This is a genomic window from Pseudomonas sp. GV085 (genome assembly GCF_003050925.1).
GTDB lineage: Bacteria > Pseudomonadota > Gammaproteobacteria > Pseudomonadales > Pseudomonadaceae > Aquipseudomonas.
Window position 1 is genome coordinate 197,570 of record NZ_QAOV01000010.1, and the last position, 23,143, is coordinate 220,712.

19 protein-coding genes are annotated in these 23,143 nt (G+C 60.6%); 3 read left to right on the forward strand and 16 right to left on the reverse strand.

Annotation, left to right across the window (positions count from 1 at the left end):
- Positions 1-57 precede the first annotated feature (57 nt).
- Positions 58-1,332: an Hsp70 family protein gene (locus C8K63_RS21225; RefSeq protein ID WP_108218460.1), complete on the reverse strand. Its 1,275-nt coding sequence runs from the start codon at positions 1,330-1,332 to the stop codon at positions 58-60.
- Positions 1,333-1,630: 298 nt separating this feature from the next.
- Between C8K63_RS21225 and C8K63_RS21230 the strand changes: the two genes are divergently transcribed.
- The 3 genes from C8K63_RS21230 (at position 1,631) to C8K63_RS21240 (ending at position 8,293) form a co-directional block, all read left to right on the forward strand.
- On the forward strand, positions 1,631-2,575 hold the full coding sequence (locus C8K63_RS21230; protein ID WP_108218461.1) for a DnaJ C-terminal domain-containing protein: 945 nt from the start codon (positions 1,631-1,633) through the stop codon (positions 2,573-2,575).
- 23 nt (positions 2,576-2,598) lie between these two features.
- Positions 2,599-2,904 (forward strand): chaperone modulator CbpM, encoded by a 306-nt coding sequence (locus C8K63_RS21235; protein WP_108218462.1) that lies wholly within the window; start codon positions 2,599-2,601, stop codon positions 2,902-2,904.
- A gap of 301 nt (positions 2,905-3,205) precedes the next feature.
- Positions 3,206-8,293 (forward strand): NEL-type E3 ubiquitin ligase domain-containing protein, encoded by a 5,088-nt coding sequence (locus C8K63_RS21240; protein WP_108218463.1) that lies wholly within the window; start codon positions 3,206-3,208, stop codon positions 8,291-8,293.
- 44 nt (positions 8,294-8,337) lie between these two features.
- On the opposite strand, the gene ureC is transcribed toward C8K63_RS21240, so the two are convergent.
- The 15 genes from ureC to C8K63_RS21320 form a co-directional block, all read right to left on the reverse strand.
- Complete coding sequence (gene ureC / locus C8K63_RS21245) at positions 8,338-10,038, reverse strand: urease subunit alpha (protein ID WP_108218504.1); 1,701 nt, start codon at positions 10,036-10,038, stop codon at positions 8,338-8,340.
- 184 nt (positions 10,039-10,222) lie between these two features.
- A complete protein-coding gene (locus C8K63_RS21250) occupies positions 10,223-10,528 on the reverse strand; it encodes an urease subunit beta (RefSeq protein ID WP_108218464.1) in 306 nt (101 codons plus the stop codon).
- Positions 10,528-11,061: a GNAT family N-acetyltransferase gene (locus C8K63_RS21255; protein ID WP_108218465.1), complete on the reverse strand. Its 534-nt coding sequence runs from the start codon at positions 11,059-11,061 to the stop codon at positions 10,528-10,530. The genes C8K63_RS21250 and C8K63_RS21255 overlap by 1 nt, the downstream gene beginning before the upstream one ends.
- A 6-nt stretch (positions 11,062-11,067) precedes the next feature.
- Positions 11,068-11,601 carry a GNAT family N-acetyltransferase gene (locus C8K63_RS21260; protein ID WP_108218466.1) on the reverse strand — a complete coding sequence of 178 codons (534 nt, stop codon included), beginning with the start codon at positions 11,599-11,601 and terminating at the stop codon, positions 11,068-11,070.
- A gap of 9 nt (positions 11,602-11,610) precedes the next feature.
- The gene (ureA, locus tag C8K63_RS21265) at positions 11,611-11,913 is read right to left on the reverse strand and encodes an urease subunit gamma (protein ID WP_108218467.1); all 303 of its coding nucleotides are present in this window, start codon (positions 11,911-11,913) and stop codon (positions 11,611-11,613) included.
- A gap of 97 nt (positions 11,914-12,010) precedes the next feature.
- On the reverse strand, positions 12,011-12,850 hold the full coding sequence (locus C8K63_RS21270) for an urease accessory protein UreD (RefSeq protein ID WP_108218468.1): 840 nt from the start codon (positions 12,848-12,850) through the stop codon (positions 12,011-12,013).
- Between the two features lie 30 nt (positions 12,851-12,880).
- Positions 12,881-13,579 carry an urea ABC transporter ATP-binding subunit UrtE gene (gene urtE / locus C8K63_RS21275; protein ID WP_060542795.1) on the reverse strand — a complete coding sequence of 233 codons (699 nt, stop codon included), beginning with the start codon at positions 13,577-13,579 and terminating at the stop codon, positions 12,881-12,883.
- A gap of 131 nt (positions 13,580-13,710) precedes the next feature.
- A complete protein-coding gene (gene urtD, locus C8K63_RS21285; protein WP_108218470.1) occupies positions 13,711-14,580 on the reverse strand; it encodes an urea ABC transporter ATP-binding protein UrtD in 870 nt (289 codons plus the stop codon).
- Entirely contained in the window at positions 14,577-15,656 is a 1,080-nt protein-coding gene (urtC, locus tag C8K63_RS21290; protein WP_108218471.1) for an urea ABC transporter permease subunit UrtC, read from the reverse strand. The genes urtD and urtC overlap by 4 nt, the downstream gene beginning before the upstream one ends.
- Positions 15,656-17,158, reverse strand: coding sequence for an urea ABC transporter permease subunit UrtB (gene urtB / locus C8K63_RS21295; RefSeq protein WP_108218472.1), 1,503 nt, complete (start codon positions 17,156-17,158; stop codon positions 15,656-15,658). Before urtB ends, urtC begins: the two co-directional genes overlap by 1 nt.
- 163 nt (positions 17,159-17,321) lie before the next feature.
- Entirely contained in the window at positions 17,322-18,587 is a 1,266-nt protein-coding gene (gene urtA / locus C8K63_RS21300; RefSeq protein ID WP_108218473.1) for an urea ABC transporter substrate-binding protein, read from the reverse strand.
- Positions 18,588-18,815: 228 nt separating this feature from the next.
- On the reverse strand, positions 18,816-19,826 hold the full coding sequence (locus tag C8K63_RS21305) for an iron ABC transporter permease (RefSeq protein WP_108218474.1): 1,011 nt from the start codon (positions 19,824-19,826) through the stop codon (positions 18,816-18,818).
- A complete protein-coding gene (locus C8K63_RS21310) occupies positions 19,823-20,782 on the reverse strand; it encodes an ABC transporter substrate-binding protein (protein WP_108218475.1) in 960 nt (319 codons plus the stop codon). The genes C8K63_RS21305 and C8K63_RS21310 overlap by 4 nt, the downstream gene beginning before the upstream one ends.
- Positions 20,779-21,567, reverse strand: a complete 789-nt coding sequence (locus tag C8K63_RS21315; protein WP_108218476.1) for an ABC transporter ATP-binding protein — start codon at positions 21,565-21,567, stop codon at positions 20,779-20,781. The genes C8K63_RS21310 and C8K63_RS21315 overlap by 4 nt, the downstream gene beginning before the upstream one ends.
- A 155-nt stretch (positions 21,568-21,722) precedes the next feature.
- Positions 21,723-23,102 carry a PepSY domain-containing protein gene (locus tag C8K63_RS21320; RefSeq protein ID WP_108218477.1) on the reverse strand — a complete coding sequence of 460 codons (1,380 nt, stop codon included), beginning with the start codon at positions 23,100-23,102 and terminating at the stop codon, positions 21,723-21,725.
- Positions 23,103-23,143 lie beyond the last annotated feature (41 nt).

The following is a 23,143-nucleotide window of genomic DNA, read 5'->3' on the forward strand; positions in this document are numbered from 1 at the left end:
GCGACGCAATCCTGTAGGAGCTGGCTTGCCAGCGAAGGGGGCACCACTGAATCTGGATCAGTCCATGGAGCCGTAACGCTTGGCCGCCTCGATCGCCAGACCACTGCCGATACTGCCAAAGATGTTCCCTTCCACATGCCACGCATTCGGCAACATCGCCGAAACACTGTTGCGCAATGCCGGAATCCCGCTCGAACCACCGGTGAAGAACACCGTATCGACCTGATCGACCCGCACATTGGCGTCCGCCAGCAGTTGGGTGACGCTGGCTCGCACCCGCTCCAGCAGGCTGTCGATGGCCGACTCGAACAATGCACGGCTCAAGTCCACGCTCAGGCCCGCTTCAATGCGGTCCAGTGGCACGTGACGGTTGTCGGCGTGGGTCAGCTGGATCTTGGTTTCTTCCACTTCCATGGCCAGCCAGTGCCCGGCGCGCTGCTCGATCAGCTTGAACAGGCGGTCGATACCGCCGGTGTCCTCGATGTCGTAGCGCATGCTGCCCAGGGCCAGTTGCGACTTCTGCGAGTACACCGAGTTGATGGTATGCCAGGTCGCCAGGTTCATGTGGTGGCTGGTGGGCATGTAGGCGCCGCTCTTCATGCGGCTGCCGTAGCCGAACAGCGGCATCAGGCCTTGCAGGCTGAGCTGTTTGTCGAAGTCGGTTCCGCCGATGTGCACACCGCCGGTGGCGAGGATGTCCTCGTGACGGTTATCCACACCCCGACGCTCCGGCGACAAGCGCACCAGCGAGAAGTCGGAGGTACCACCGCCGATGTCGACGATCAGTACCAGCTCTTCTTTCTCGATGGTCGACTCGTAGTCGAACGCTGCGGCAATCGGCTCGTACTGGAACGAGACTTCCTTGAAACCGATCTTGCGTGCCACGTCGACCAGGGTGTCTTCGGCTTCTTTGTCGGCCATCGGGTCATCGTCGACAAAAAACACCGGCCGACCCAGTACCACTTCTTCGAATTCCCGACCGGCGGCCGCTTCGGCGCGGCTCTTGAGCTGGCCGATGAACAGCCCGAGCAGGTCCTTGAACGGCATCGCCGTGCCCAGGACACTGGTGTCGTGCTTGATCAGCTTGGAACCCAGCAGGCTCTTGAGCGAGCGCATCAGGCGGCCTTCGTAGCCTTCCAGGTACTCGTGCAGCGCCAGCCGGCCGTACACCGGGCGACGTTCCTCGATATTGAAGAAGACCACTGACGGCAGGGTGATCTTGTCGTCCTCCAGCGCGATCAGCGTTTCCACGCCGGGGCGCAGCCAGCCGACAGTGGAGTTGGACGTGCCAAAGTCGATACCCAAGGCACGGGCTGGAGATGCGTTGTTCATGTCTTTCAGGTTCCGGTTAAAAAACGGCCGCGCAGTGTATGTCAGAGCGCGCCAGATTCGAAGGCCGGTTATCTGCTAATTCTTCGCAGACGATGCCTTGAAAGATGGGGCATCCCCCCCAAACTACCCTGCATCAACCGGACAGCCGCGGGAGTGCTCGCAAGAAGCCCCGCGTGCTGCCGATAAACTTCTGCTGCGCCGCCCGGTCACAAATTTGAGATCGGTCAGACCAATGGCTGCAAACAAGCGCATGCTGTGGCCTGTGGCGCGATTCTGATAACGGATGGTGATTCCTTCGATGGACTTCAAAGACTATTACAAGATTCTCGGTGTGGAGCCGACAGCAGACGACAAGGCGATCAAGGCCGCCTATCGCAAGCTGGCGCGCAAATACCACCCCGACGTCAGCAAGGAAAAGGACGCCGAGGCCAAGTTCAAGGACGCCTCGGAAGCCTATGAAGCGCTGAAAAGCGCGGACAAACGCGCCGAATACGATGATTTGCGCCGCTATGGCCAGCACGGCCAGCCATTCCAGGGGCCTCCGGGCTGGCAGAGCCGTGGCGGTTTCGGTGGTGGTGGCCAGGACACGGGCGATTTTTCGGACTTTTTCAGTTCGATATTCGGCAATCGTGGGCCAGGCTTTGGTGGTGGAGAGTCGCGTCGCAGCACCGGACGCCGAGGGCAAGACGTGGAAATGGAGCTTGGGGTTTTTCTCGAAGAAACACTGTCGACCGAGTCGAAGAAGGTCACCTTCCAGGTACCGCAGTACAACGCGGCCGGGCAGCATGTGAGCAACACCAGCAAAAGCCTGAACGTGAAGATCCCCGCCGGCGTGACCGACGGCGAGCGCATTCGCCTCAAGGGGCAGGGCGCTCCGGGCGTGGGTGGCGGCGCCAATGGCGACCTGTACCTGACGATCCGTTTTGCCCCGCACCCGAAATTCGACGTCGAAGGCGAGAACCTGATCATCACCTTGCCATTGGCACCGTGGGAACTGGCACTGGGTGCAGAAGTCGCCGTGCCGACCCTGACCGGCAAGATCAACCTCAAGGTACCGGCGGGCAGCCAGAACGGCCAGCGCATGCGCGCCAAGGGCCATGGCCTGATGAACAAGGCCGGTGAGCGCGGTTATCTGTTCGTACAACTGAAGGCTGTCATGCCGAAGAAGTCCGACGATGACATCAAGGCCCTGTGGCAGGAACTGGCGAAAAAAGCCGCGTTCGATCCCAGAGAACACTTCTGAACCCAGACATGGAGTAGCCCGTCATGAGCAGCCCCCTGATCGTTCAACTGGACCTGGCAGAATTCTGTGAGGCGGCCGATTTGTCGGACGTCCATGTGATCGAAATCGTCGAACACGGCATCCTCGAACCTCAGGGCGCCCAGCCCAAGGACTGGCGTTTCAACGATTATGAGCTGACCCTGGCCAAACGCGCCGTCAAGCTGCGGCGCGATCTGGAGCTGGAATGGGAAGGCGTCGCCCTGGCGCTGGACCTGCTTGAAGAGGTCCGGCAGCTTCGGGCGGAGAATCGAATGCTCAAGCAGCGGTTGGGGCGGCTGCTGGTCGAGTAAGCGTTCTGGTGTTTTTGTGTTGGCTGTCAGGTTGCTTTCGCGAGCAGGCTCGCTCCCACGGGTGATTGCTGTGAACACAGGATTTGTGAACAGCACGATCCATTGCAGGCGCGAGCTTGCTCGCGATAAAAGCCGGCACATTCGTGGTTGTGTGGTGCGGTAAATAGATATTTTCGGCACCTGGATTTCCGAATGCACAGGGCTGTTTTTGTACATTGAACCAACGATTATTTGCGCTTTTGTTCACGGGACAAGCGCATGACCATAGAGACCCAATCAATGGTTTGAAGGTGTTCAAGACATGCCTCAATTGCAAGGAAGCAATCCAACAGGGCCGTCAAGTCCGGCAAAAAAGGAAGACAACGGGGTTCATCACCAACGGATAAAACCGTTGATCCCCAGGGCGATTACCGAAGCACCACGGGCCAGGCTCCTGACGGCGGTGGATGTACAGCCGACGTTCCCTGCCTGGTATCTGAAAGCCCGACCGATGGACCGCGACTATCTCAAGCAACTCATCGACGAGCGCTGGCGCCTGCAAGGGCGGCTGGACGAATTGCTCGGCGATTTGCAGCACGACATCAAGGCCTTTGCCGAGCCGTTGCTCAAAACCCTGTTGCTCTCGAACTTCAACGAGCATGGCAATCCGAATGACCTGCAATTGCGCCTGTATGTGCCGAACAAAATCGCCGGTGTAATCGATACCCAGGCCAGTACCATCCGTCGCTCCACGCTGCTCGAAGCGGCGCTGCACAACTTCGAAGAGGATGAAACCCGTGATGATGCGTTTCGCAGCGGCTCCGCGGTGTTACGCAAGGACTTTCGTGGCGACCTGCACGAGAACAAGGTCATCACCCCGCAAAAATTTGCGGCGCTGTGTCGCCGTGTCGATATAGGCGGGCAATACCAGACTCACATCAAGTCATTGCTCACCCCCGCAGATGCCAATGCCGCTCGCCTGCTCAAGGAACGTTCGATCGCCAGTGACAAAGCGGCCCTTAAACTGGCGTCGACGACGGCGTATCTCAAGGGCGATATCGGCCTGCACGGCTACGCATCGATCGGCGCACTGATCGATGGCAAGTCTGATATCCAGTGGTATGGTCGTGCGCTGCAAAGTCATCGTTTGTCGCTAATGGGCTGCCAGATGACCGGCGTTGTGCTGTTCAGCGCTGTGGCCGAACCAGCGGCGGTCAAAAGGGCCATTGATGGCCTGACGCCCGATGCACGCAAGCAATGGCTTGATTTCTCCCGACGGGCAACGTCCTCGCTACCCAATGGCTTCGATACCTTTCGCCTGCTCAAGGCTTTTTTCGCCAACGGCCCGAAAGGCGTGGTGGAAGAGATGCTGCGCAAGGACGAAATCTACAGCCAGAATCGGCTGAGCGGGCATTTGATCGCCTGGGTACCGGATGACCCGGACCATCCGCTGAAGGAATATGCCTCGCTCACCGACTTCATGAAAACGCTGATCGGCCAACTGCGTGAAAGTGACTACCAGGTTTTTTTCAGTCGTTTTGTCGCACAGAAAGACAAGGCGATTTTTTTCAGCCGGGTCAACGAGCGGCTCAAGACCCTCACCTGGCAACGGCGCGAACCGCTGGACATGGGGCCATGGTGGCGAGAAACGCCGGTGGAAAACCCTAATGCGCAACCTGTCACTCATCTGATCAGCGACGACCTGTGGGACCGTCTGTTTCGTGAGCGCCGCGACAAAGCCATCGCCGATGCCCGATTGATCGCGGTGCCGACCGATGACGAAGACGCCAGTGCTCGCTGGAAACGCCTGAGCAACTATCTGGACAAAGCCTGGAACCTGTTCAACTTTGGCGCAATGCTGGTGCCAGTGCTCGGGCCGGCCATGCTGGGCCTGATGGCCGCGCAATTGCTGGTGGAGCTGGTCGAGGGCATTGAAGACTGGAGCAAGGGTGACGTCGAAGAGGGCGCGGCGCACGTCAACAGTTTCTTGATCAACGGTGCGCAATTGGCCCTGATGTTCATGGGGCACGTGCTGCCCAAAGGCCCCACGCCGATCAGACCATCACCCCTGATCGACAGCCTTAAACCGGTGGAACTGCCCAACGGAAAAACACGTCTGATCAAACCCGATCATGCACCTTATGAGCACCGCCTGACGCTGCCCGAAACCGCAACGCCCGATGACTTCGGTGTCATCGAGCATGACGGGCGCAAAGTGCTGCCGCTCGAGGGCAAGCAATTCGTGCTCAAGGAGGATCCGCTCACTGGACAGCCTCGACTGCAACATCCCAAGCGGCCAGATGCCTATCAACTGAACATCGAACACAACGGTGCTGGCGCCTGGCACACGGAGTTCGAACAACCGATGGAATGGGACAAGGGCAAGCTGTTGCGGCGTCTCGGTCCATCAGTGGATGGGATCAGTGACGAAGTGCTGGAGCAGGTGCGGCATGTCAGCGGTGTCGAGGAAGGCGTACTACGTCGTATGCATGTCGAAAATGATCCACCGGCGCCCTTGTTCATGGACACGCTGAAGCGCTTCAAGGCTTACGCGGACGCCGACAAGCTCAGTGCGCAAATCCTGAATGGTCAGGTGCCGCAGGAACTGTCGGAGAATGTGACGGGGTTTGTTACTGCGTTACATGGCTGGCCAGAATCCAGGGCCCTGGTGCTGGAAGCCGATGCCGCTTCGGGCCGACCATCACTGAATTTCGGTGCAGCTGAGGCTACGCCTGAAAATACCCTCAACATTTCCCGGGCGGATGTTTGCGAAGGCCGCCTGCCGACACGAGTGGTTGACGCCCTCAGCGAGTCGCAATTGCAGGACTGGTTCGGCAGTGAAGTTGCGAAAGAACGCTCGGCGCGTATTGCCGAGCTGCAAAAACGCATCGCCCGTCTGGCGCAAGACAGCAAAAAAACACTGTTCGATACGTTGTACGAGGCCCGGGAAACCACCAGCGATGCGCGGATAAACCTGCTGAAGCGGGATTTTCCGGACCTGTCGAACGCCGCCGCACAAGCCCTGCTGGACGATGCCACTGAAGCCGAGTTGTTGAAGTTGACCCGAGACAGACGGATCCCGTTGCGCTTACGCGAAATGGCGCGAAAGTCGGTGTTCGGCCTGCGTTTGAGTCGCGCCTATGAAGGGCTTTATCTAGACGGATTGAGTAATGCCGACACCGACCGGCTGGCGCTGCATACCCTGGCAAACTGGCCGAAATGGCCATCGGATATGCGCATCGAAGTCCGCGATTTCTCCTCCACCGGCACACTGCGTGACAGCGTTGGCCCGGTCGATGCCTCGGTGCGCAAGGTGTTGGTATTGCGCGAGGACGGGCGCTATGAAGCTTACGACAATGAGGGTGGCCATCTGCAGGGAGCGGACGATCTGTACGGGGCATTGCTGCATGCCTTGCCCGATGCCGACCGCAAAACGCTGGGGTATGAGATCAATCAGGGGGCGCAGCTGCGTCAGGCGGTTAAACAAACGCCGCTGTCACACGACGCGTTCTCGAAAACCCTGCTGGATCACCCGATACGCAAGCCCGCTTACGACCCACAGATCATGCGTTTGCGTGGCGGAATGCGCCTTTACAGGGTGCGCTCACAAGATCCGGATCTTTTGCGAGTTCGTACAAGATCACTCTATCCAGGCCTGGATGATAGTCAGGTACAGGCGCTTCTGAACGATTTTGGTGATTGGGGCAATCAGCGACTGACTGCGTTGGAAACCGAGTTCAACCGCTTCAATGATTCAATGCGTCGTTGGGTCAACCAACCTACCCAATCCTGGCGCCTTACAGCCGACGGAGCCGCGGAGTGGCAATCCAGAACCGATCTCTACGCGAAACTCCGCCGCTGCTGGCAGCGCACCGGACCGGCGGGCGTTGAGGCCCCCGGTATCGTGGCGCCGCAAGCATTGAATCTGGATGGTTTCCCTCTGGACAGGCATATGGCGACGATGCCTGAACTGGCGGCCAGTTTTGATCACGTAACCGAACTCAGTCTGAACAACGTACGACTGCGTAATGAACAGGTCGGATTCCTGCGGCCATTCCGGCAATTGCGCCAGTTGAACATGACGCAAAACCGTTTGACCTTGTTTCCTCAAGAGATCGGCAACATGCGCTGGCTGACTCATCTGGTGCTCAGCGATAACAACATCTCCCTGGACAGCGAGGGAATCGCCCACCTCAGGGGACTGACCCGCTTGCACCTGTTGCGCTTGGATAACAACCCGTTACGCTTGCCGCCTGATGTCAGTCGTATGCCCAACTTGCAGGCGATAACCCTTAACCATGGCCAGCTCAATACCTGGCCCACGGGCTACCTTGCCCGCAATCGCCCGCGCAGCATTTATCTGAACCTTGAGTTCAACGTGCTCACGCAAATTCCCGATGTGGCGCCCGGTTCCTTCCGTGCAGAGTTGCTGGCGCGCACATTCTTCACTCGCGAAGAGGGCTGGATTTCGCCCGAGAACCTTGAACAGGTGCGCACTTACATCGAATCGCTCGGTCTGGACCCTGATCGTGCCTATCCCCCTCGCGGCGTGCTAGACAGCTCCGAGTGGGGAGAAGGGCTGAGCAATGCAGAGTGGAATGCGAAACAGCCCATCTGGGACTGCGTCGAAGACGAGTATGGCTCGCTGCCGTTTTTCAATGAAATCCGGCGGTTGACCGAGTCCTACGATTTCAAGGCCGACGACAAAAGTTATCGTATCGAACTCACTGCCAAAGTGTGGCGCATGCTCGAGGCCATGGCCGAAAGAACCGAGTTACGGGAAAAGCTGTTTGCCGAGGCGACCAGCACCACCAACTGTGTTGATGGTGGTACTCAGTTGTTCAATGCCATGGGCGTCGAGGTATTAGTGCAAGAGGCCCGTGCATTGGCCAATCCGGGGCTGGTGGAAGCCGAGTTGCTGCAACTGGCGAGGGGCAAGGCGCGTCTGGACGAACTGGGCAGGATTGCCCGCGAGCGTGTCGCTGAGCGCCTGCGGGCCGGAGAGACCTTTTATCGCCCCGGAACCGAAGGTGGAACCATCGATGAAGTCGAGGTGCATTTGGCTTACATGACGGATCTGGCGGAGCGCCTGGATCTGCCATGGCAAGCGCGAGGCATGCAGTTTCGGGCTATTTCCAAGGTGAGCAAGGAGATGATCGAGGCGGCCTGTCAGCGTGTGCTGGCTCTGGAAGAAGGGGGCTTGCTGACTCAGCTGATTCTTGAGCAACCGATCTGGCAAACCTTTATGGAAACGACCTATCGTCAGGAGTTCGATGCCCTCAAGCTGAGGCTGGAAAACGCTGAGGATGAAGACATATTTCAGGCCATCAAGGCACTCGAAAAAACGTTGACCCAGCAGGCTCTGGGCCGAGCCAAACTGGACAAGGTGAACACCAAAATCGGTAGCTGACCCACAAGCCCCGAACGCCTGGCGTCCGGGGCTTCTTGCATTGCTCAGAACAGGAAGTAGCGCTGGGCCATTGGCAGGGTTTCCGCTGGCTCACACCACAGCAACACACCGTCAGCCTTGACCTGATAAGTTTGAGGATCGACGTCGATATCCGGCAGGTAATCGTTGTGGATCAGGTCGCTTTTCTGCACGTTGCGACAACCTTTGACCACGGCGATTTTCTTCTTCAGACCCAAGGCTTCCGGCAAGCCGGCCTGCTGCGCCGCCTGGCTGATGAAGGTCAGGCTGGTGGCGTGCAGCGAGCCGCCAAAGCTGGCGAACATCGGGCGGTAATGCACCGGTTGCGGCGTCGGGATAGAGGCATTGGCGTCACCCATCAGGCTGGCCGCAATGGCACCGCCCTTGAGAATCAGCGTCGGTTTCACGCCGAAAAACGCCGGGCGCCAGAGCACCAGATCCGCCCATTTGCCCACTTCGACCGAACCCACTTCATGGCTGATACCGTGGGTGATCGCCGGGTTGATGGTGTATTTGGCGATGTAGCGTTTGGCGCGGAAGTTGTCGTTGCCTTCACCGTCGCCGGGTAGCGGGCCGCGTTGTTTTTTCATCTTGTCGGCGGTCTGCCAGGTACGCGTGATGACTTCGCCGACCCGGCCCATGGCCTGACTGTCGGAGCTGATCATCGAGAAGGCGCCGAGGTCGTGGAGGATGTCTTCGGCCGCGATGGTTTCGCGGCGGATGCGGCTTTCGGCGAAGGCCACGTCTTCGGCAATGCTCGGGTCCAGGTGGTGGCAGACCATCAGCATGTCGAGGTGTTCGTCGATGGTGTTGCGGGTGAACGGCCGGGTCGGGTTGGTCGAGCTCGGCAGCACGTTGGCAAAACCGCAGGCCTTGATGATGTCCGGCGCGTGGCCGCCACCGGCGCCTTCGGTGTGGTAGGTGTGAATGGTGCGGCCCTTGAAGGCGGCGAGGGTGGTTTCGACGAAGCCCGACTCGTTGAGGGTGTCGGTGTGGATTGCCACCTGCACGTCGTACTGATCGGCCACGTTCAGGCAGTTGTCGATGCTCGCCGGCGTGGTGCCCCAGTCTTCGTGCAGCTTGAGGCCGATGGCGCCGGCTTTGACCTGTTCGATCAACGGCTCCGGCAGGCTGGCGTTGCCTTTGCCGGTGAGGCCGATGTTCATCGCAAAGGCATCGGCGGCCTGGAGCATGCGCGCCAGGTGCCACGGCCCGGAGGTGCACGTGGTCGCATTGGTGCCGGTGGCCGGCCCGGTGCCGCCACCGATCATGGTGGTAACGCCGCTCATCAACGCCTCTTCGATCTGCTGCGGGCAGATGAAGTGGATATGGGTGTCGATGCCGCCGGCGGTGAGGATCATGCCCTCACCGGCGATCACTTCAGTGCTGGCGCCGATGGCGATGGTGACATTGGGCTGGATGTCCGGATTGCCGGCCTTGCCGATCGCGGCGATGCGCCCGTCCTTGAGGCCGACGTCGGCCTTGACGATGCCCCAGTGGTCGATGATCAACGCGTTGGTAATCAGAGTGTCGACCACTTCCGCGGCCAGTAACTGGCTCTGGCCCTGGCCGTCGCGGATGACTTTGCCGCCGCCGAATTTCACTTCTTCGCCGTAGGTGGTGAAGTCCTGTTCCACTTCGATCCATAACTCGGTATCGGCCAGCCGCACCTTGTCACCGACGGTGGGACCGAACATGTCGGCGTAGGCTTGTCTTGAGATTTTCATGCGCATGCCTTGAGATTCAATTGATTTGGAGACCGCTCGCGGTGCTCGCTTTCGCTGGCAAGTCGGAACGCCGCATCGCAGCTCCTACAGGGGGAATGGATTTCGCCGCAATAGCGGTGTTGGAATGCGATTCCCTGTAGGAGCCGGCTTGCCGGCGAAGGGGCCGGTACTGGCGCTGCATGACTTAGAGATCACCCATGATCCGCCCGGCAAAGCCGAACACCCGGCGATGCCCGGCCAGGTCCACCAACTCGACCTCGCGACTCTGCCCCGGTTCGAAACGCACCGCCGTGCCGGCCGGGATGTTCAGGCGCATGCCGCGACTGGCAGCGCGGTCGAACGTCAGGGCATCGTTGGTTTCGAAAAAGTGGTAATGCGAGCCGACCTGGATTGGCCGGTCGCCACTGTTGGCCACCTTGAGGCTGAGGGTGCGCCGGCCAGCGTTGAGCTCGATCTCGCCGGGCTGGATCTGGTATTCACCGGGAATCATCAATGGGCTCCTTGGAGAATCTTGTAGTAGAGGGCAGTCGGCTTGTAGCGGCCACTCGGGTCGCAGGCGTAGTCGGGGATTTCACCGGCGCGGGTATAGCCCAGCGATTGGTAGAAGGCTTCGGCGGGCGAGCCGGCCTCGGTGTCGAGATAAAGCATGCCGCGCTTGTGCTGCAGGGCTGCCGCCTCCAGCGCGCTCATCAGTTGCTGGCCCAGGCCGCGACGCCGCGCATGTTCGCGCACCAGCAGCTTCTGCACTTCGGCACGGTTCAGGCCGTTGGCTTTCTGGCACAGACTCAGTTGCACACTGGCCTGCACCTGCTCGTCCTTGACCACCACCCACAGCAACACATTGCCCTTGTTCAGGTTCTCCTGAACCTCATCGAAATACGCACGCGCCTGGGTGGCATCGAGTTCAGCCATGAAGCCGACACTGGCGCCATAGCCGACGGCATCGAGCAGCAGGTCGATCAGGCCCTGACGATAATGCGCAAAGCTTTCTACGTTGACGCGTCGCAGTTGGGCGGCGTTCATCGGGGATTACTCCAGGTTGATGCTTGGCGGCTGCGCGCCGGGATTCAGGGTCAGTTGCATGAAGGTCAGATCCAGCCAGCGGCCAAACTTGGTGCCGACCTGCGGCATTTGCCCGGTGGTGATAAAGCCGATGCGCTCATGCAAGCGAATGGAGGCAGCGTTACCGCTTTCGATAGCCGCGACCATCACGTGCTTGCCGCAGCCTTTGGCGCGTTCGATCAGCGCTTGCATCAATTGCGGGCCGAGGCCGTTGCCGCGCTGGTCGCTGCGCACATAGACCGAGTGCTCGACGGTGTGGCGGAAACCGTCGAAGGGCCGCCAGTCGCCGAACGAGGCGTACCCGAGCACCGTGTCGTCGGCATCGACGATCACCAGAATCGGATAAGCCTGGGATTGCCGGGCGCTGAACCAGGCCTGACGGTTGTCGAGGTCGACCGCGTGCTCGTTCCAGATCGCCGTGGTGTTGAGCACCGCGTCGTTGTAGATGTCGCGGATGGCCGGCAGATCGGCATGCACGGCATCGCGGATGTGGTAAGTCATGGCGCGGCCTCAGGCGATGGGTTGGTGGACGGTGACCAGTTTGGTGCCGTCGGGGAAGGTGGCCTCGACCTGGACTTCCGGGATCATTTCCGGGATTCCTTCCATCACTTGTTCGCGGGTCAGCAGGGTGGTTCCCAAGTGCATCAGCTCGGCCACCGTCTGCCCGTCGCGTGCGCCTTCAAGCAGCGCGGCGCAGATGTAGGCCATGGCTTCCGGGTAATTGAGTTTCACGCCGCGAGCCAAACGCCGCTCGGCCACCAGGCCGGCGGTGAAGATCAGCAGCTTGTCTTTTTCGCGTGGGGTCAGGTCCATCGTTGAGAATCCATATTAGGCAGTTGAAAAGGTCTTGAATTTGTCAGGCCGCCCTCCTGTAGGCGACCCGACAAGCCAGCTCCTACAGGAATCGGTGTCAGGTGTTCCATATTCGGGGTGGCACGGCCTCGCGACCGAGCAACGCCGGCCTGAGCAATCGCCACAAATCAATCAGCCATCCCCGCGCCAACAGCGCCTCACTGGCCAGGCATCGGGCAACCAGCAACCCCGGCAATTGGGTCAAATCCCCGCGCACGTCGTTGGGCAGCGAGCGGCAGGTTTCCAGCAGTTCGCTATCGATCTCACCCGTCACCAACAACGTCGCAAACACCGGTTGCCCGTCCAGCCCGATGGGTGAATCGAGCAAGCCGTCCGCCCCGACAACGCGCTGGCGTTCATGCCAGAGCAACTGGCCGTCGCGGCAGATATCCAGATGTGCCTGGAAGTGCCCAAGGTCGAAGCGCTCGCCACTGGCCGGCCGGCCCAGCGCCACGACGTCCCAATAGAACAGCCGTGCATCGCTTTCAAGGTCGATGCAGGTGTTGAGTTCAGCCTGGGCCGCGCTGAAAATGATCGTCTCCTGGGGCAGCCATTCCAGAGTCGCACCGGCTGCCACCTTCAACTTCAGCTGCTGATAGGCGGGGCCGGCGGCGCGATACCACTTGGCCGCGCCGGGGCTGGTGATCTGCGCCCAGGCATCGCGCTCGACGCGGGCTGAAATATCCAGCCGATCACCGCCGGCAATCCCGCCTGGCGGGTGGACGATGATGTGTTGGCAGACTTCAGGCCCTTCGGCATACAGATGCTTTTGTACCCGCAGCGGACCCAAGTGGCGGCGCTGGATCGGACGTGTGCTATCGCCGAAGCGGGCGTAACCCAGCTCCAGCTCGGCGTGCCAGCTCGGGGTGAACAGCGTTGTTTGGGCAGGTAAATTCATGATTTCTGATTATCGTCAGGACACTACAGATTAGATCGTAACCAGACCGCGCACACCTTCGGCTTCCATATTCTCTCCGCGACCCTGTTGCACGATCTCGCCTCGGGACATCACCAGGTACTGGTCAGCCAGTTCGGCTGCGAAATCGTAGAACTGCTCCACCAGCAGAATCGCCATGTCACCCCGTGCGGCGAGTTTTTTGATCACGGCACCGATCTCCTTGATTACCGACGGCTGGATGCCTTCGGTGGGCTCGTCGAGGATCAGCAGACGAGGGCGGCTGGCCAGCGCCCGACCAATGGCCAGTTGCTGTTGCTGGCCACCGGACAGGTCGCCGCCGCGCCGTTGCTTCATTTGCAGCAGCACCGGGAACAGTTCGTAGATGAAGGCAGGGACTTCCCTGGCTTCGCTGCCGGGAAAACGCGACAGCCCCATCAGCAGGTTTTCTTCCACGGTCAGGCGGCCGAAGATTTCCCGGCCCTGCGGTACGTAAGCGATGCCGGCATGCACACGCTGGTGCGGCTTGAACGTAGTGATCGGTTTACCTTCCCAGTTCACTGCGCCTTCCTTGGCCGGCAGCAAACCCATCAGGCACTTGAGCAGGGTGGTCTTGCCCACGCCGTTGCGCCCGAGCAGGCAGGTGACTTCACCGACTTTCACGTCAAATGTCAGACCGCGCAGGATGTGGCTTCCGCCGTAGTACTGGTGCAGCTTGTCGACTTGCAGCATTCCAAAATTCTCCTCAGATCCCTTGTAGGAGCGAGCTTGCTCGCGATGAGCCAGAGATCGACGCGTACATTCAGGCAGCCCGCGTCATCGTTAACCTCCATCGCGAGCAAGCTCGCTCCTACAAAGAGCAATCAGCGACCGAGATAAACCTCGATCACCCGCTCGTTGTCCTGCACCTGCTCCAGTGACCCTTCGGCCAGCACACTGCCCTGATGCAGCACAGTAACGTGGTCGGCAATCGAACCGACGAAGCCCATATCGTGCTCGACTACCATCAGCGAGTGCTTGCCGGCCAGGGTCTTGAACAGCTCGGCGGTGAATTCGGTTTCGGCGTCGGTCATGCCCGCGACCGGTTCATCGAGCAGCAGCAATTGCGGGTCCTGCATCAACAACATGCCGATCTCCAGGAACTGCTTCTGGCCGTGGGACAACAGGCCCGCCGGGCGATTGACCGAGGAGGTCAGGCGAATGGTCTCCAGCACTTCGTCGATGCGGTCTTTCTGCTCGCCGTTCAAGCGCGCCCGCAGGCTGGCCCAAACGGATTTGTCGGTTTTCTGTGCCAGTTCCAGGTTCTCGAACACCGTCAGGGCCTCGAACACCGTCGGCTTCTGGAACTTGCGGCCGATACCGGCCTGGGCGATCTGCACTTCGCTCATTTGCGTCAGGTCCAGGGTTTCGCCGTACCAGGCCTTGCCGTGACTGGGACGGGTCTTGCCGGTGATCACGTCCATCAGCGTGGTCTTGCCCGCGCCGTTGGGGCCGATGATGCAACGCAGTTCGCCGACGCCGATGTACAGGTTCAGGCTGTTCAGTGCGCGGAAGCCGTCGAAGCTGACGCTGATGTCTTCCAGGGTCAGGATGGTGCCGTGACGGGTGTTGAGGCCGGGGCCGACACGCTGGCCGAGGCCGATGGCATCGCGGCTGCTGCCTGCGTCCTTGTTGGGCTCTACAGGAAAAAAAGCCGGTTCGAGCATGAATTCAGCGGTTGCAGTGACTCTCATTGCTCACCTCTTTTCTTCAAGAGACCGATCACGCCTTTGGGTAGATACAGGGTCACGATGATGAACAACGCGCCGAGGAAGAACAGCCAGTACTCGGGGAACGCCACGGTGAACCAGCTCTTCATGCCGTTGACCACGCCGGCGCCGAGCAGCGGACCGATCAAGGTGCCGCGCCCACCGAGAGCCACCCAGACTGCCGCTTCGATCGAGTTGGTCGGCGACATTTCGCTCGGGTTGATGATGCCGACTTGCGGCACGTACAACGCACCGGCCAGACCGCACAACACCGCGCTCAATACCCAGACGAACAGCTTGAAACCGCGCGGGTCGTAGCCACAGAACATCAACCGGTTTTCCGCATCGCGTAGCGCGGTCAGGACCCGGCCGAACTTGCTCTGCGCCAGGCGCCAGCCGATGTACAGGCTCGCCACCAGCAACAGCACAGTGGCGAAAAACAGCACGGCGCGGGTACCTGGTTCGGTGATGCCAAAGCCAAGAATCGTGCGGAAGTTGGTGAAACCGTTGTTGCCGCCGAAGCCGGTTTCATTGCGGAAGAACAACAACATGCCGGCGAAGGTCAGGGCCTGGGTCATGATTGAGAAATACACGCCCTTGATCCGCGAACGAAAGGCGAAGAAGCCGAACAGCAACGCCAGCAGCCCCGGCGCCAATACCACCAGGCACAGGGTCCAGAGGAAGCTGCTGGTGCCGGTCCAGAACCATGGCATTTCGGTCCACGACAGGAACGTCATGAACGCCGGCAAACCATCGCCCGAGGCCTGGCGCATCAGGTACATGCCCATGGCATAACCACCGAGGGCGAAGAACAGGCCGTGGCCGAGGGACAGCAGGCCGGCGTAACCCCACACCAGATCGAGCGCCAGGGCGACGATGGCGTAGCAAAGGATCTTGCCCATCAGTGTCAGTGTGTAGGCCGAAACGTGAAACGTGCTGTCGGGCGATAACAGCGATAGCAGCGGTAACGCCAGCAGCACAACGAGGATCACTGCACCTACGGCAATCGAGACTTTGGGGCCGGCTTTTTGGGTCGCGGTAACGAGCAGGGGCTGGTTCATCAGTCGATCACCCGTCCTTTGAGTGCGAAGAGGCCTTGCGGACGTTTCTGGATGAACAGAATGATCAGCGCGAGGATGAGGATCTTGCCGAGCACGGCACCGATCTGCGGTTCGAGAATCTTGTTGGCGATCCCTAAGCCAAACGCCGCCAGTACGCTACCGGCCAACTGACCGACGCCGCCGAGCACCACCACCAGGAAAGAGTCGATGATGTAACTCTGGCCGAGGTCCGGGCCGACGTTGCCGATCTGGCTCAGGGCCACGCCACCGAGGCCGGCGATGCCCGAGCCGAGGCCGAAGGCGAGCATGTCCACGCGCCCGGTCGGGACGCCGCAGCAGGCGGCCATGTTGCGGTTCTGGGTGACTGCGCGCACGTTGAGACCCAGGCGAGTCCTGTTCAGCAACAGCCACGTGAGCACCACCACAAACAAGGCAAAGGCAATGATGACGATGCGGCTATAGGGCAGCACGAGATTGGGCAGTACTTGAATTCCGCCCGACAGCCAGGCCGGGTTGGCCACTTCGACGTTCTGGGCGCCGAACACCAGTCGAACCAGTTGGATCAGCATGAGGCTGATGCCCCAGGTGGCGAGCAGGGTTTCCAGTGGACGGCCATAGAGGTGGCGAATCACCGTACGCTCCAGCGCCATGCCGATGGCAGCGGTGACAAAAAATGCCACCGGCAACGCGATCAGCGGATAGAACTCGATGGCCTGCGGGGCGAAGCGCTGGAACATCAACTGCACCACGTAGGTCGAGTAGGCGCCGAGCATCAGCATCTCGCCATGGGCCATGTTGATCACGCCGAGCAGGCCGAAGGTGATCGCCAGACCGAGGGCGGCGAGCAGCAGAATCGATCCCAGGGACATGCCACTGAAGGCCTGCCCCAGGAGCTCGCCGACCAACAGTTTGCGTTTGACTTGAGCGAGGCTGGTTTCAGCGGCGGTACGTACATTCGCGTCGGTTTCAACGCCCGGCTCCAGCAGGTTTTCGAGACGGGTGCGGGCCAGCGGCTCGCCGGTTTCGCCGAGCAGGCGCACAGCGGCGAGGCGCACGGCCGGATCTGCGTCCACCAATTGCAAGTTGGCCAAGGCGAGGCTCAATGCCGCGTGAACACCTTCATCCCGTTCGCCAGCGAGCTGCTGGTCGAGGAATTTCAACTGCGCCGGTTTGGCGCTTTTCTGTAAATGCTGCGCAGCCACCAGACGAGTTTTGGCGTCGGAGGCGAGCAACTGATGGCTGGCCAGCGCGGTGTCGATCAGCCCCCGCAGGCGGTTGTTCAGGCGCAGAGTTTTCGGTTGGCCGTCGAGGGTCAATTCGCCTTGTTGCAGGGCATTGATCAACTCGATACGGGCTGGGTCGGGCTGCGCGGCCCAGGTTTCCAGCAACTTGGCCTGCTGCACGGGATTGGCGGCGACGAAGTCTTCGGCGTCACCGGCGTGGGCGGCCATCGGCAATAAAAGTGCGATGGCAAGGAAAAAGCGGTAAAGGGCGGTGGGCATGTCAAATGTCCTGGTGATACGCGGACCTTGTAGGAGCTGGCTTGTCGGGTCGCCGCATCGCAGCGAAGGCGTACTGACTGACGCCAAAGGCTTCGCTGGCAAGCCAGCTCCTGCAGGATTTGTGTCGGGCCGAGCAATGTCGTGCTGCTCGACACCCAATGACTCAGTTGCTCTTCACCGCATACTCCGGCTTCTTGTCGTTACCCGGGATGAACGGACTCCACGGCTGGGCGCGGATTGGCCCTTCTGTCTGCCACACCACATTGAACTGACCGTCGGCCTGGATCTCGCCGATCATCACCGGCTTGTGCAGGTGGTGGTTGGTCTTGTCCATGGTCAGGGTGTAACCGGACGGCGCGGCAAACGTCTGGCCGGCCAGGGCTTCGCGGACTTTGTCGACGTCGGTGGATTTGGCTTTTTCCGCCGCTTGCGCCCACATGTGGATGCCGACATAAGTGGCCTCCATCGGGTCGTTGGTCACCGCCTTGTCGGCGCCCGGCAGGTTGTGTTTCTTCGCGTAGGCTTTCCAGTCATCGACGAACTTCTTGTTCACCGGGTTCTCGACCGATTCGAAGTAGTTCCACGCCGCCAGGTTGCCCACCAGTGGCTTGGTGTCGATGCCGCGCAGTTCTTCTTCGCCGACCGAAAACGCCACGACCGGAACGTCGGTGGCTTTCAGGCCCTGGTTCGCCAGTTCTTTGTAGAAAGGCACGTTGGAGTCGCCGTTGACGGTGGAGATAACCGCTGTCTTGCCACCGGCCGAGAACTTCTTGATGTTGGCGACGATGGTCTGGTAGTCGCTGTGGCCGAACGGGGTGTAAACCTCTTCGATGTCCTTGTCGGCCACGCCTTTGGAGTGCAGGAACGAACGCAGGATCTTGTTGGTGGTGCGCGGGTAGACGTAGTCGGTGCCGAGCAGGAAGTAGCGCTTGGCGCTGCCGCCTTCTTCGCTCATCAAGTATTCAACGGCAGGGATCGCCTGCTGGTTCGGCGCTGCGCCGGTGTAGAACACGTTTGGCGACATCTCTTCACCTTCGTATTGCACCGGGTAGAACAGTAGGCCGTTGAGTTCTTCGAATACCGGCAGCACCGATTTGCGCGACACGGAAGTCCAGCAACCGAACACCACGGCGACCTTGTCCTGGGTCAGCAACTGACGACCCTTCTCGGCGAACAGCGGCCAGTTCGATGCAGGGTCGACTACCACCGGCTCGAGCATCTTGCCGTTCACGCCGCCCTTGGCGTTGATCTCGTCGATGGTCATCAGTGCCATGTCTTTCAACGACGTTTCGGAAATCGCCATGGTCCCGGACAACGAATGCAGAATTCCGACCTTGATGGTCTCGGCGGCCTGGACAGTCCAGGCCAGGCCCATTGCGGCAATGCTTGCCGATAGTGTGAAAGCCTTGATCAAACTGCGACGCTTCATTGTGCGATCTCCATGAACTTATGAGTTTTCTTGGTTGGCAGATGCGGACTACTGAAGGTGTGTTTTGCAAGGGCTGTGCCCGGTCGATAAAAGACAGGGGAATGTCGTTCTAGAGCGGTTGCACGGTTTTACAGCGCACCATGAGGGGACGGCTTGCGTGCACTGGTGCGCCGGCATGCGCCACATTGGGGCGAGCAGGCTCGCTCCTACAGTTTGGGATGTGGTGAATCAGCGACGTCGCATCAGGCCGATGAAGAACAACCCGCCAATCGCCGCAGTGGCAACACCGATGGGCAAGTCTTCGGGGGCGATCAGTGTCCGGGCGGAGACGTCGACCCAGACCAGAAACACGCTGCCGAGCAATACGCACACCGGCAGCAATCTTCGGTGTTCAGCCCCGACCAGACGCCGCGCAATGTGCGGCACCATCAGCCCGACAAAACCGATCGAGCCGCTGATCGACACCAGCACCCCGGTCATCAATGACGCAATCAGAAACACTCGCAGGCGCACAGTGCGTGCATTCAGGCCCAGGGTCACCGCTGTCTGCTCGCCGGCCATCAGCGCATTGAGCGGTCGTGCCATGCCCAGCAGCAATACCAGCCCGAGCAACACACAGGCTGTCGGCACTGCCAGCAGCTCCCAACGGGCCAACCCGAGCCCGCCGAGCATCCAGAACATCACCGCCGAACTGGCTCGATGGTCGCCCATGAACAGCAGCAGATTGGCAATCGCCATCATCACGAACGACACCGCCACGCCGCACAGCAGCAAGCGGTCACTGTCGAGGCGACCGTGGCGACTGGCAATCAACAGCACCACCAGCATGCTCAGCAATGCACCGATGAATGCCGCAATCGGCAAGGTCAGCAGGCCAACGATTTCACCGACATGCAGCACCACGATCACCGCGCCAAGTGTGGCCCCGGACGTCACGCCGAGCAGGTGCGGGTCAGCCAACGGGTTGCGTGTGACCGCTTGCAGCACCGCGCCGATCAACGCCAGGCCGGCGCCCACCAGCGCGCCGAGCAGCATGCGCGGCACACGAATCAGCCAGACGATATGTTCCTGTCCGGGGTTCCAGTCCGGCACACCGAAACCGAACAGCTTGTGCAACAGGATGCGCCACACCAAATCCAGCGGCACCCGCGCCGGGCCGAAACCCAGGGACACCACGCACGACACCAGCAACAGGGCGCCGAGGGCGATCAGCAACAGGACGTAGCGACGGTTGATCATTCGCCGTGGAAACCCTTGGCCAGGGTGGCGACCGCGAGCACGTTATCGATCCCCGGCGTGGCCTGCACGTAAGGGATGACGATGAAGCGCCGGTGCTTGATGGCGTCCACCGAGTGCAGGGCCTTGTTGCCCAGCAGGAATTGAATCTTCTGTTCGGCAGTTATTTCGCTGTAGTCGACGATCACGATCACCTGCGGGTTACGCTCGACCACGGTTTCCCAATTGACCCGGGTCCAGCTCGCGTCGACATCCTCCAGGACATTGCGCCCGCCAGCGGCATCGATCAGCGCTTGCGGCATGCCCAGTCGTCCCGAGGTCATGGCCCGGTCTTCGCCGCTGTCGTACAGGAAGACCCGGGGTTTTTCCGCGGGCAGGTCTTTGCGAATATTCGCGACTTGCGCCTGCATGTTCGCGATCAGGGCATTGGCGCGGTCCTGCACATCGAAGATTCTGCCGAGGTTGCGCAGGTCGTTGTAGGTGTCGTCGAGGCTGGCCGGTGGGCGCTTCATTACGAAGGCGCAGGATTCGCTCAGCTCATACACATTGATGCCCAGCGGTTGCAGGGTTTGTGGCGTGAGGTCGCCGCCGATACGCATGCCGTAGTCCCAGCCGGCGAAGAAGAAATCGACGTTGGCATTGAGCAGGGTTTCCACCGACGGGTACTTGGCCGCGAGTTCCGGCAGGCCTTCGAGAATGCTCTGCATCTCGGGCGTCACGGCCTTCCAGCCACTGATGCCGCTGTAACCGGCCATCTGCGGCTTGAGGCCGAGGGCGAGCATCATCTGGGTCATGTTGATGTCGTGGCTGAGGGCGTGTTGCGGTGCCTGCTTGAAGGTCACCTCGCGGTTGCAGCTTTTGATTGTCAGCGGGTAACGGGTGGCTTCGGCCAATGCCTGGGCGCTGCCCAGCAGCATCACGAGAGGGAGGCAGGAGCGCAGCAGGGAACGCAAAGTCATGGTTGGGTTATCCAGGTGATTCGTGGGTAGCCGTGCAGTGGATGTTCATCGATCAGTGCTTCGACGCCGAACACATTGCGCAACAGCGCAGCGCTCAGGACTTCTTTCGGTATGCCGCTGGCGACGATACGGCCATGGTTGATCACGTACAGCCGGTCACAAAAAGCCGCCGCCAGATTGAGGTCGTGGATGCTCGCCAGGGTGCCGATGTTCAAGCGCTTGACCAACTGCAAAAGCTCAAGCTGATAACGCGGGTCGAGGTGGTTGGTCGGTTCGTCGAGGATCAGCAATTGTGGTTGCTGGGCCAGGGCGCGGGCGAGGATGACCCGCTGTTTTTCACCACCGGAGAGAGTGGCGAACCCGTGGTCTTCGAAGCCCTTGAGGCCGACGGATTCCAGGGCCTGATTGATCAGGTCGCGGTCTTCAAGGGTGTCGCCATCGAACAAGCCTTTGTGCGGCGTGCGGCCCATGGCGACCACTTCCTCAACGGTCAGGCCGAAGGCATCAGGAAACTCCTGCAACACCACGGCGATGCGTTGCGCACACCAGCGCGAGGATTGTTTCCAGACGTTCTGGTGATCGAGCCTGACCTCGCCGCTTTCCGGTCTGTTGAAGCGCCAGGCACATCGCAACAGGCTGGTCTTGCCGCTGCCATTGGGACCGATCAGCCCAACGAACTCACCGGCGGCCACGTGTAGCGAGGCGTCACGCAGCTGGAACTGGTGGTGGCAATGGCCGTGGCCCAGTGGGGACCAGGTGAGGTTTGTGAGGTTCAGCGAGGTCATGCAGTGGCTCTTGAGTGATGCCAAGGGCCCCATCGCGAGCAAGCTCGCTCCCACAGGTCTTACGCTATCCCTGTGGGAGCGAGCTTGCTCGCGATGGGGCTGAGGTGATGCGCGGGGAGTTTACAGTGCCTTTCGCCCGGCGCATCTCGCCTGTTTCATGATGAAGATGAGGCGCTCTCAGTCTGCCGGGTGAAGCGCGACAACAGCACACGATCGAGCACCCACACCGCCACCAGCGAAGCACCCACCAACGGGAAGACCACTGCCAGGGCGAACATGATCAGCATCGCGGTTTTCCATTTCGGCAGGTCGTGGCGCAGCGGCGGCACGCCGAGTTTTCCTTGCGGGCGGCGTTTCCACCAGATCACCACGCCGCTGACCGCGCTGAGCAAAATCATCAGGCAGATCAGCAACACGACGATCTGGTTGAACACACCGAACATCTTGCCCTCGTGCAGCATCACGCCGATTTCCGTGGCGCGGGCGACGCTGCCGTACTGCTCGAAACGTACATCGGCCAGGACCTTGCCGGTGTATTGATCGATGTGCAGCGTGGCGTCATTGCGCGGGTCGTCGGCGAATACGGCGATGGTGAACACGCCGGTTGCAGTGGTCGGCAGGGTGATGCTGTAACCCGGTTCGACCTTGCGTTCGCTGGCGATGTTTTGTACGTCCTGCAGGCGGATGGTCGGCGAGGCCGGGCCGGCCGCTGCACCGTCGTGGGCCATGTGCTCGGCATGGTCGCCGGACATCGGCATCGGCGTGTTTTCCATGGCCCACGGCACGGTCTGGCGGGTGGCGGTGTTGAGGCTGCGCGCCTCGATATCGGACTTCGGCACGTCATCCCACATGGCGGCCGGGAACACGTTCCATACTTCGGCGTATTGCTTGCCCCAGAAGCCGGTCCAGGTCATGCCGCTGAGCAGCATCACCAGCAGCAGGGAAGCGCCCCAGAACCCGGTGACCGCGTGCAGGTCGCGCCACAATACGCGACCACGACTGTTCAGGCGTGGCCACAAAATGCCTGCCGCCTGACCGCGCGGCCACCACAGGAAGATGCCGGACACCACCAGCACCACGCCCCAACCGGCGGCCAGTTCGATCAGCCGATCGCCAATGGTGCCGATCATCAACTCGCCGTGAATCGACCGGGCGATGGCTTGCAGGTTCTTCTTGGCGTCTTGCTCGCCGAGGATGTCGCCGTGGTACGGATCGACGAAAACATTCAGCTCCTTGTCTTCGTTGAGCACGACAAACTGCGCGCTGCGCTCGGCGTTGACCGGTGGCAGGTACCGGGTGACCCGGCCTTGTGGATAAGCTGTTTTCACCCGTGTCAGCAGGTCGTCGGCCGGCACGGTGTGATGACCGGCCGGAACGTTGAGCAGGCTGCTGTACATCAGCGAGTCGAGCTGCGGTTTGAACAGGTAGACGGTGCCGGTCAGGGCCAGCATCACCATGAATGGCGCAACGAACAATCCGGCATAGAAATGCCAGCGCCAGGCCAGGTTGTAGAAATTCACTTTGGGCTGTTTCATCACGAGTGCTCCGCTTGGCTGGATCTTTTAGTTGTTTGTTT

Excerpts from the sequence above, each read along its gene's own strand:
- C8K63_RS21225 (WP_108218460.1), bottom strand. The coding sequence starts at position 1,332 with ATGAACAACGCATCTCCAGCCCGTGCCTTGGGTATCGACTTTGGCACG.
- C8K63_RS21230 (WP_108218461.1), top strand. The coding sequence starts at position 1,631 with ATGGACTTCAAAGACTATTACAAGATTCTCGGTGTGGAGCCGACAGCA.
- C8K63_RS21235 (WP_108218462.1), top strand. The coding sequence starts at position 2,599 with ATGAGCAGCCCCCTGATCGTTCAACTGGACCTGGCAGAATTCTGTGAG.
- C8K63_RS21240 (WP_108218463.1), top strand. The coding sequence starts at position 3,206 with ATGCCTCAATTGCAAGGAAGCAATCCAACAGGGCCGTCAAGTCCGGCA.
- ureC (WP_108218504.1), bottom strand. The coding sequence starts at position 10,038 with ATGAAAATCTCAAGACAAGCCTACGCCGACATGTTCGGTCCCACCGTC.
- C8K63_RS21250 (WP_108218464.1), bottom strand. The coding sequence starts at position 10,528 with ATGATTCCCGGTGAATACCAGATCCAGCCCGGCGAGATCGAGCTCAAC.
- C8K63_RS21255 (WP_108218465.1), bottom strand. The coding sequence starts at position 11,061 with ATGAACGCCGCCCAACTGCGACGCGTCAACGTAGAAAGCTTTGCGCAT.
- C8K63_RS21260 (WP_108218466.1), bottom strand. The coding sequence starts at position 11,601 with ATGACTTACCACATCCGCGATGCCGTGCATGCCGATCTGCCGGCCATC.
- ureA (WP_108218467.1), bottom strand. The coding sequence starts at position 11,913 with ATGGACCTGACCCCACGCGAAAAAGACAAGCTGCTGATCTTCACCGCC.
- C8K63_RS21270 (WP_108218468.1), bottom strand. The coding sequence starts at position 12,850 with ATGAATTTACCTGCCCAAACAACGCTGTTCACCCCGAGCTGGCACGCC.
- urtE (WP_060542795.1), bottom strand. The coding sequence starts at position 13,579 with ATGCTGCAAGTCGACAAGCTGCACCAGTACTACGGCGGAAGCCACATC.
- urtD (WP_108218470.1), bottom strand. The coding sequence starts at position 14,580 with ATGAGAGTCACTGCAACCGCTGAATTCATGCTCGAACCGGCTTTTTTT.
- urtC (WP_108218471.1), bottom strand. The coding sequence starts at position 15,656 with ATGAACCAGCCCCTGCTCGTTACCGCGACCCAAAAAGCCGGCCCCAAA.
- urtB (WP_108218472.1), bottom strand. The coding sequence starts at position 17,158 with ATGCCCACCGCCCTTTACCGCTTTTTCCTTGCCATCGCACTTTTATTG.
- urtA (WP_108218473.1), bottom strand. The coding sequence starts at position 18,587 with ATGAAGCGTCGCAGTTTGATCAAGGCTTTCACACTATCGGCAAGCATT.
- C8K63_RS21305 (WP_108218474.1), bottom strand. The coding sequence starts at position 19,826 with ATGATCAACCGTCGCTACGTCCTGTTGCTGATCGCCCTCGGCGCCCTG.
- C8K63_RS21310 (WP_108218475.1), bottom strand. The coding sequence starts at position 20,782 with ATGACTTTGCGTTCCCTGCTGCGCTCCTGCCTCCCTCTCGTGATGCTG.
- C8K63_RS21315 (WP_108218476.1), bottom strand. The coding sequence starts at position 21,567 with ATGACCTCGCTGAACCTCACAAACCTCACCTGGTCCCCACTGGGCCAC.
- C8K63_RS21320 (WP_108218477.1), bottom strand. The coding sequence starts at position 23,102 with ATGAAACAGCCCAAAGTGAATTTCTACAACCTGGCCTGGCGCTGGCAT.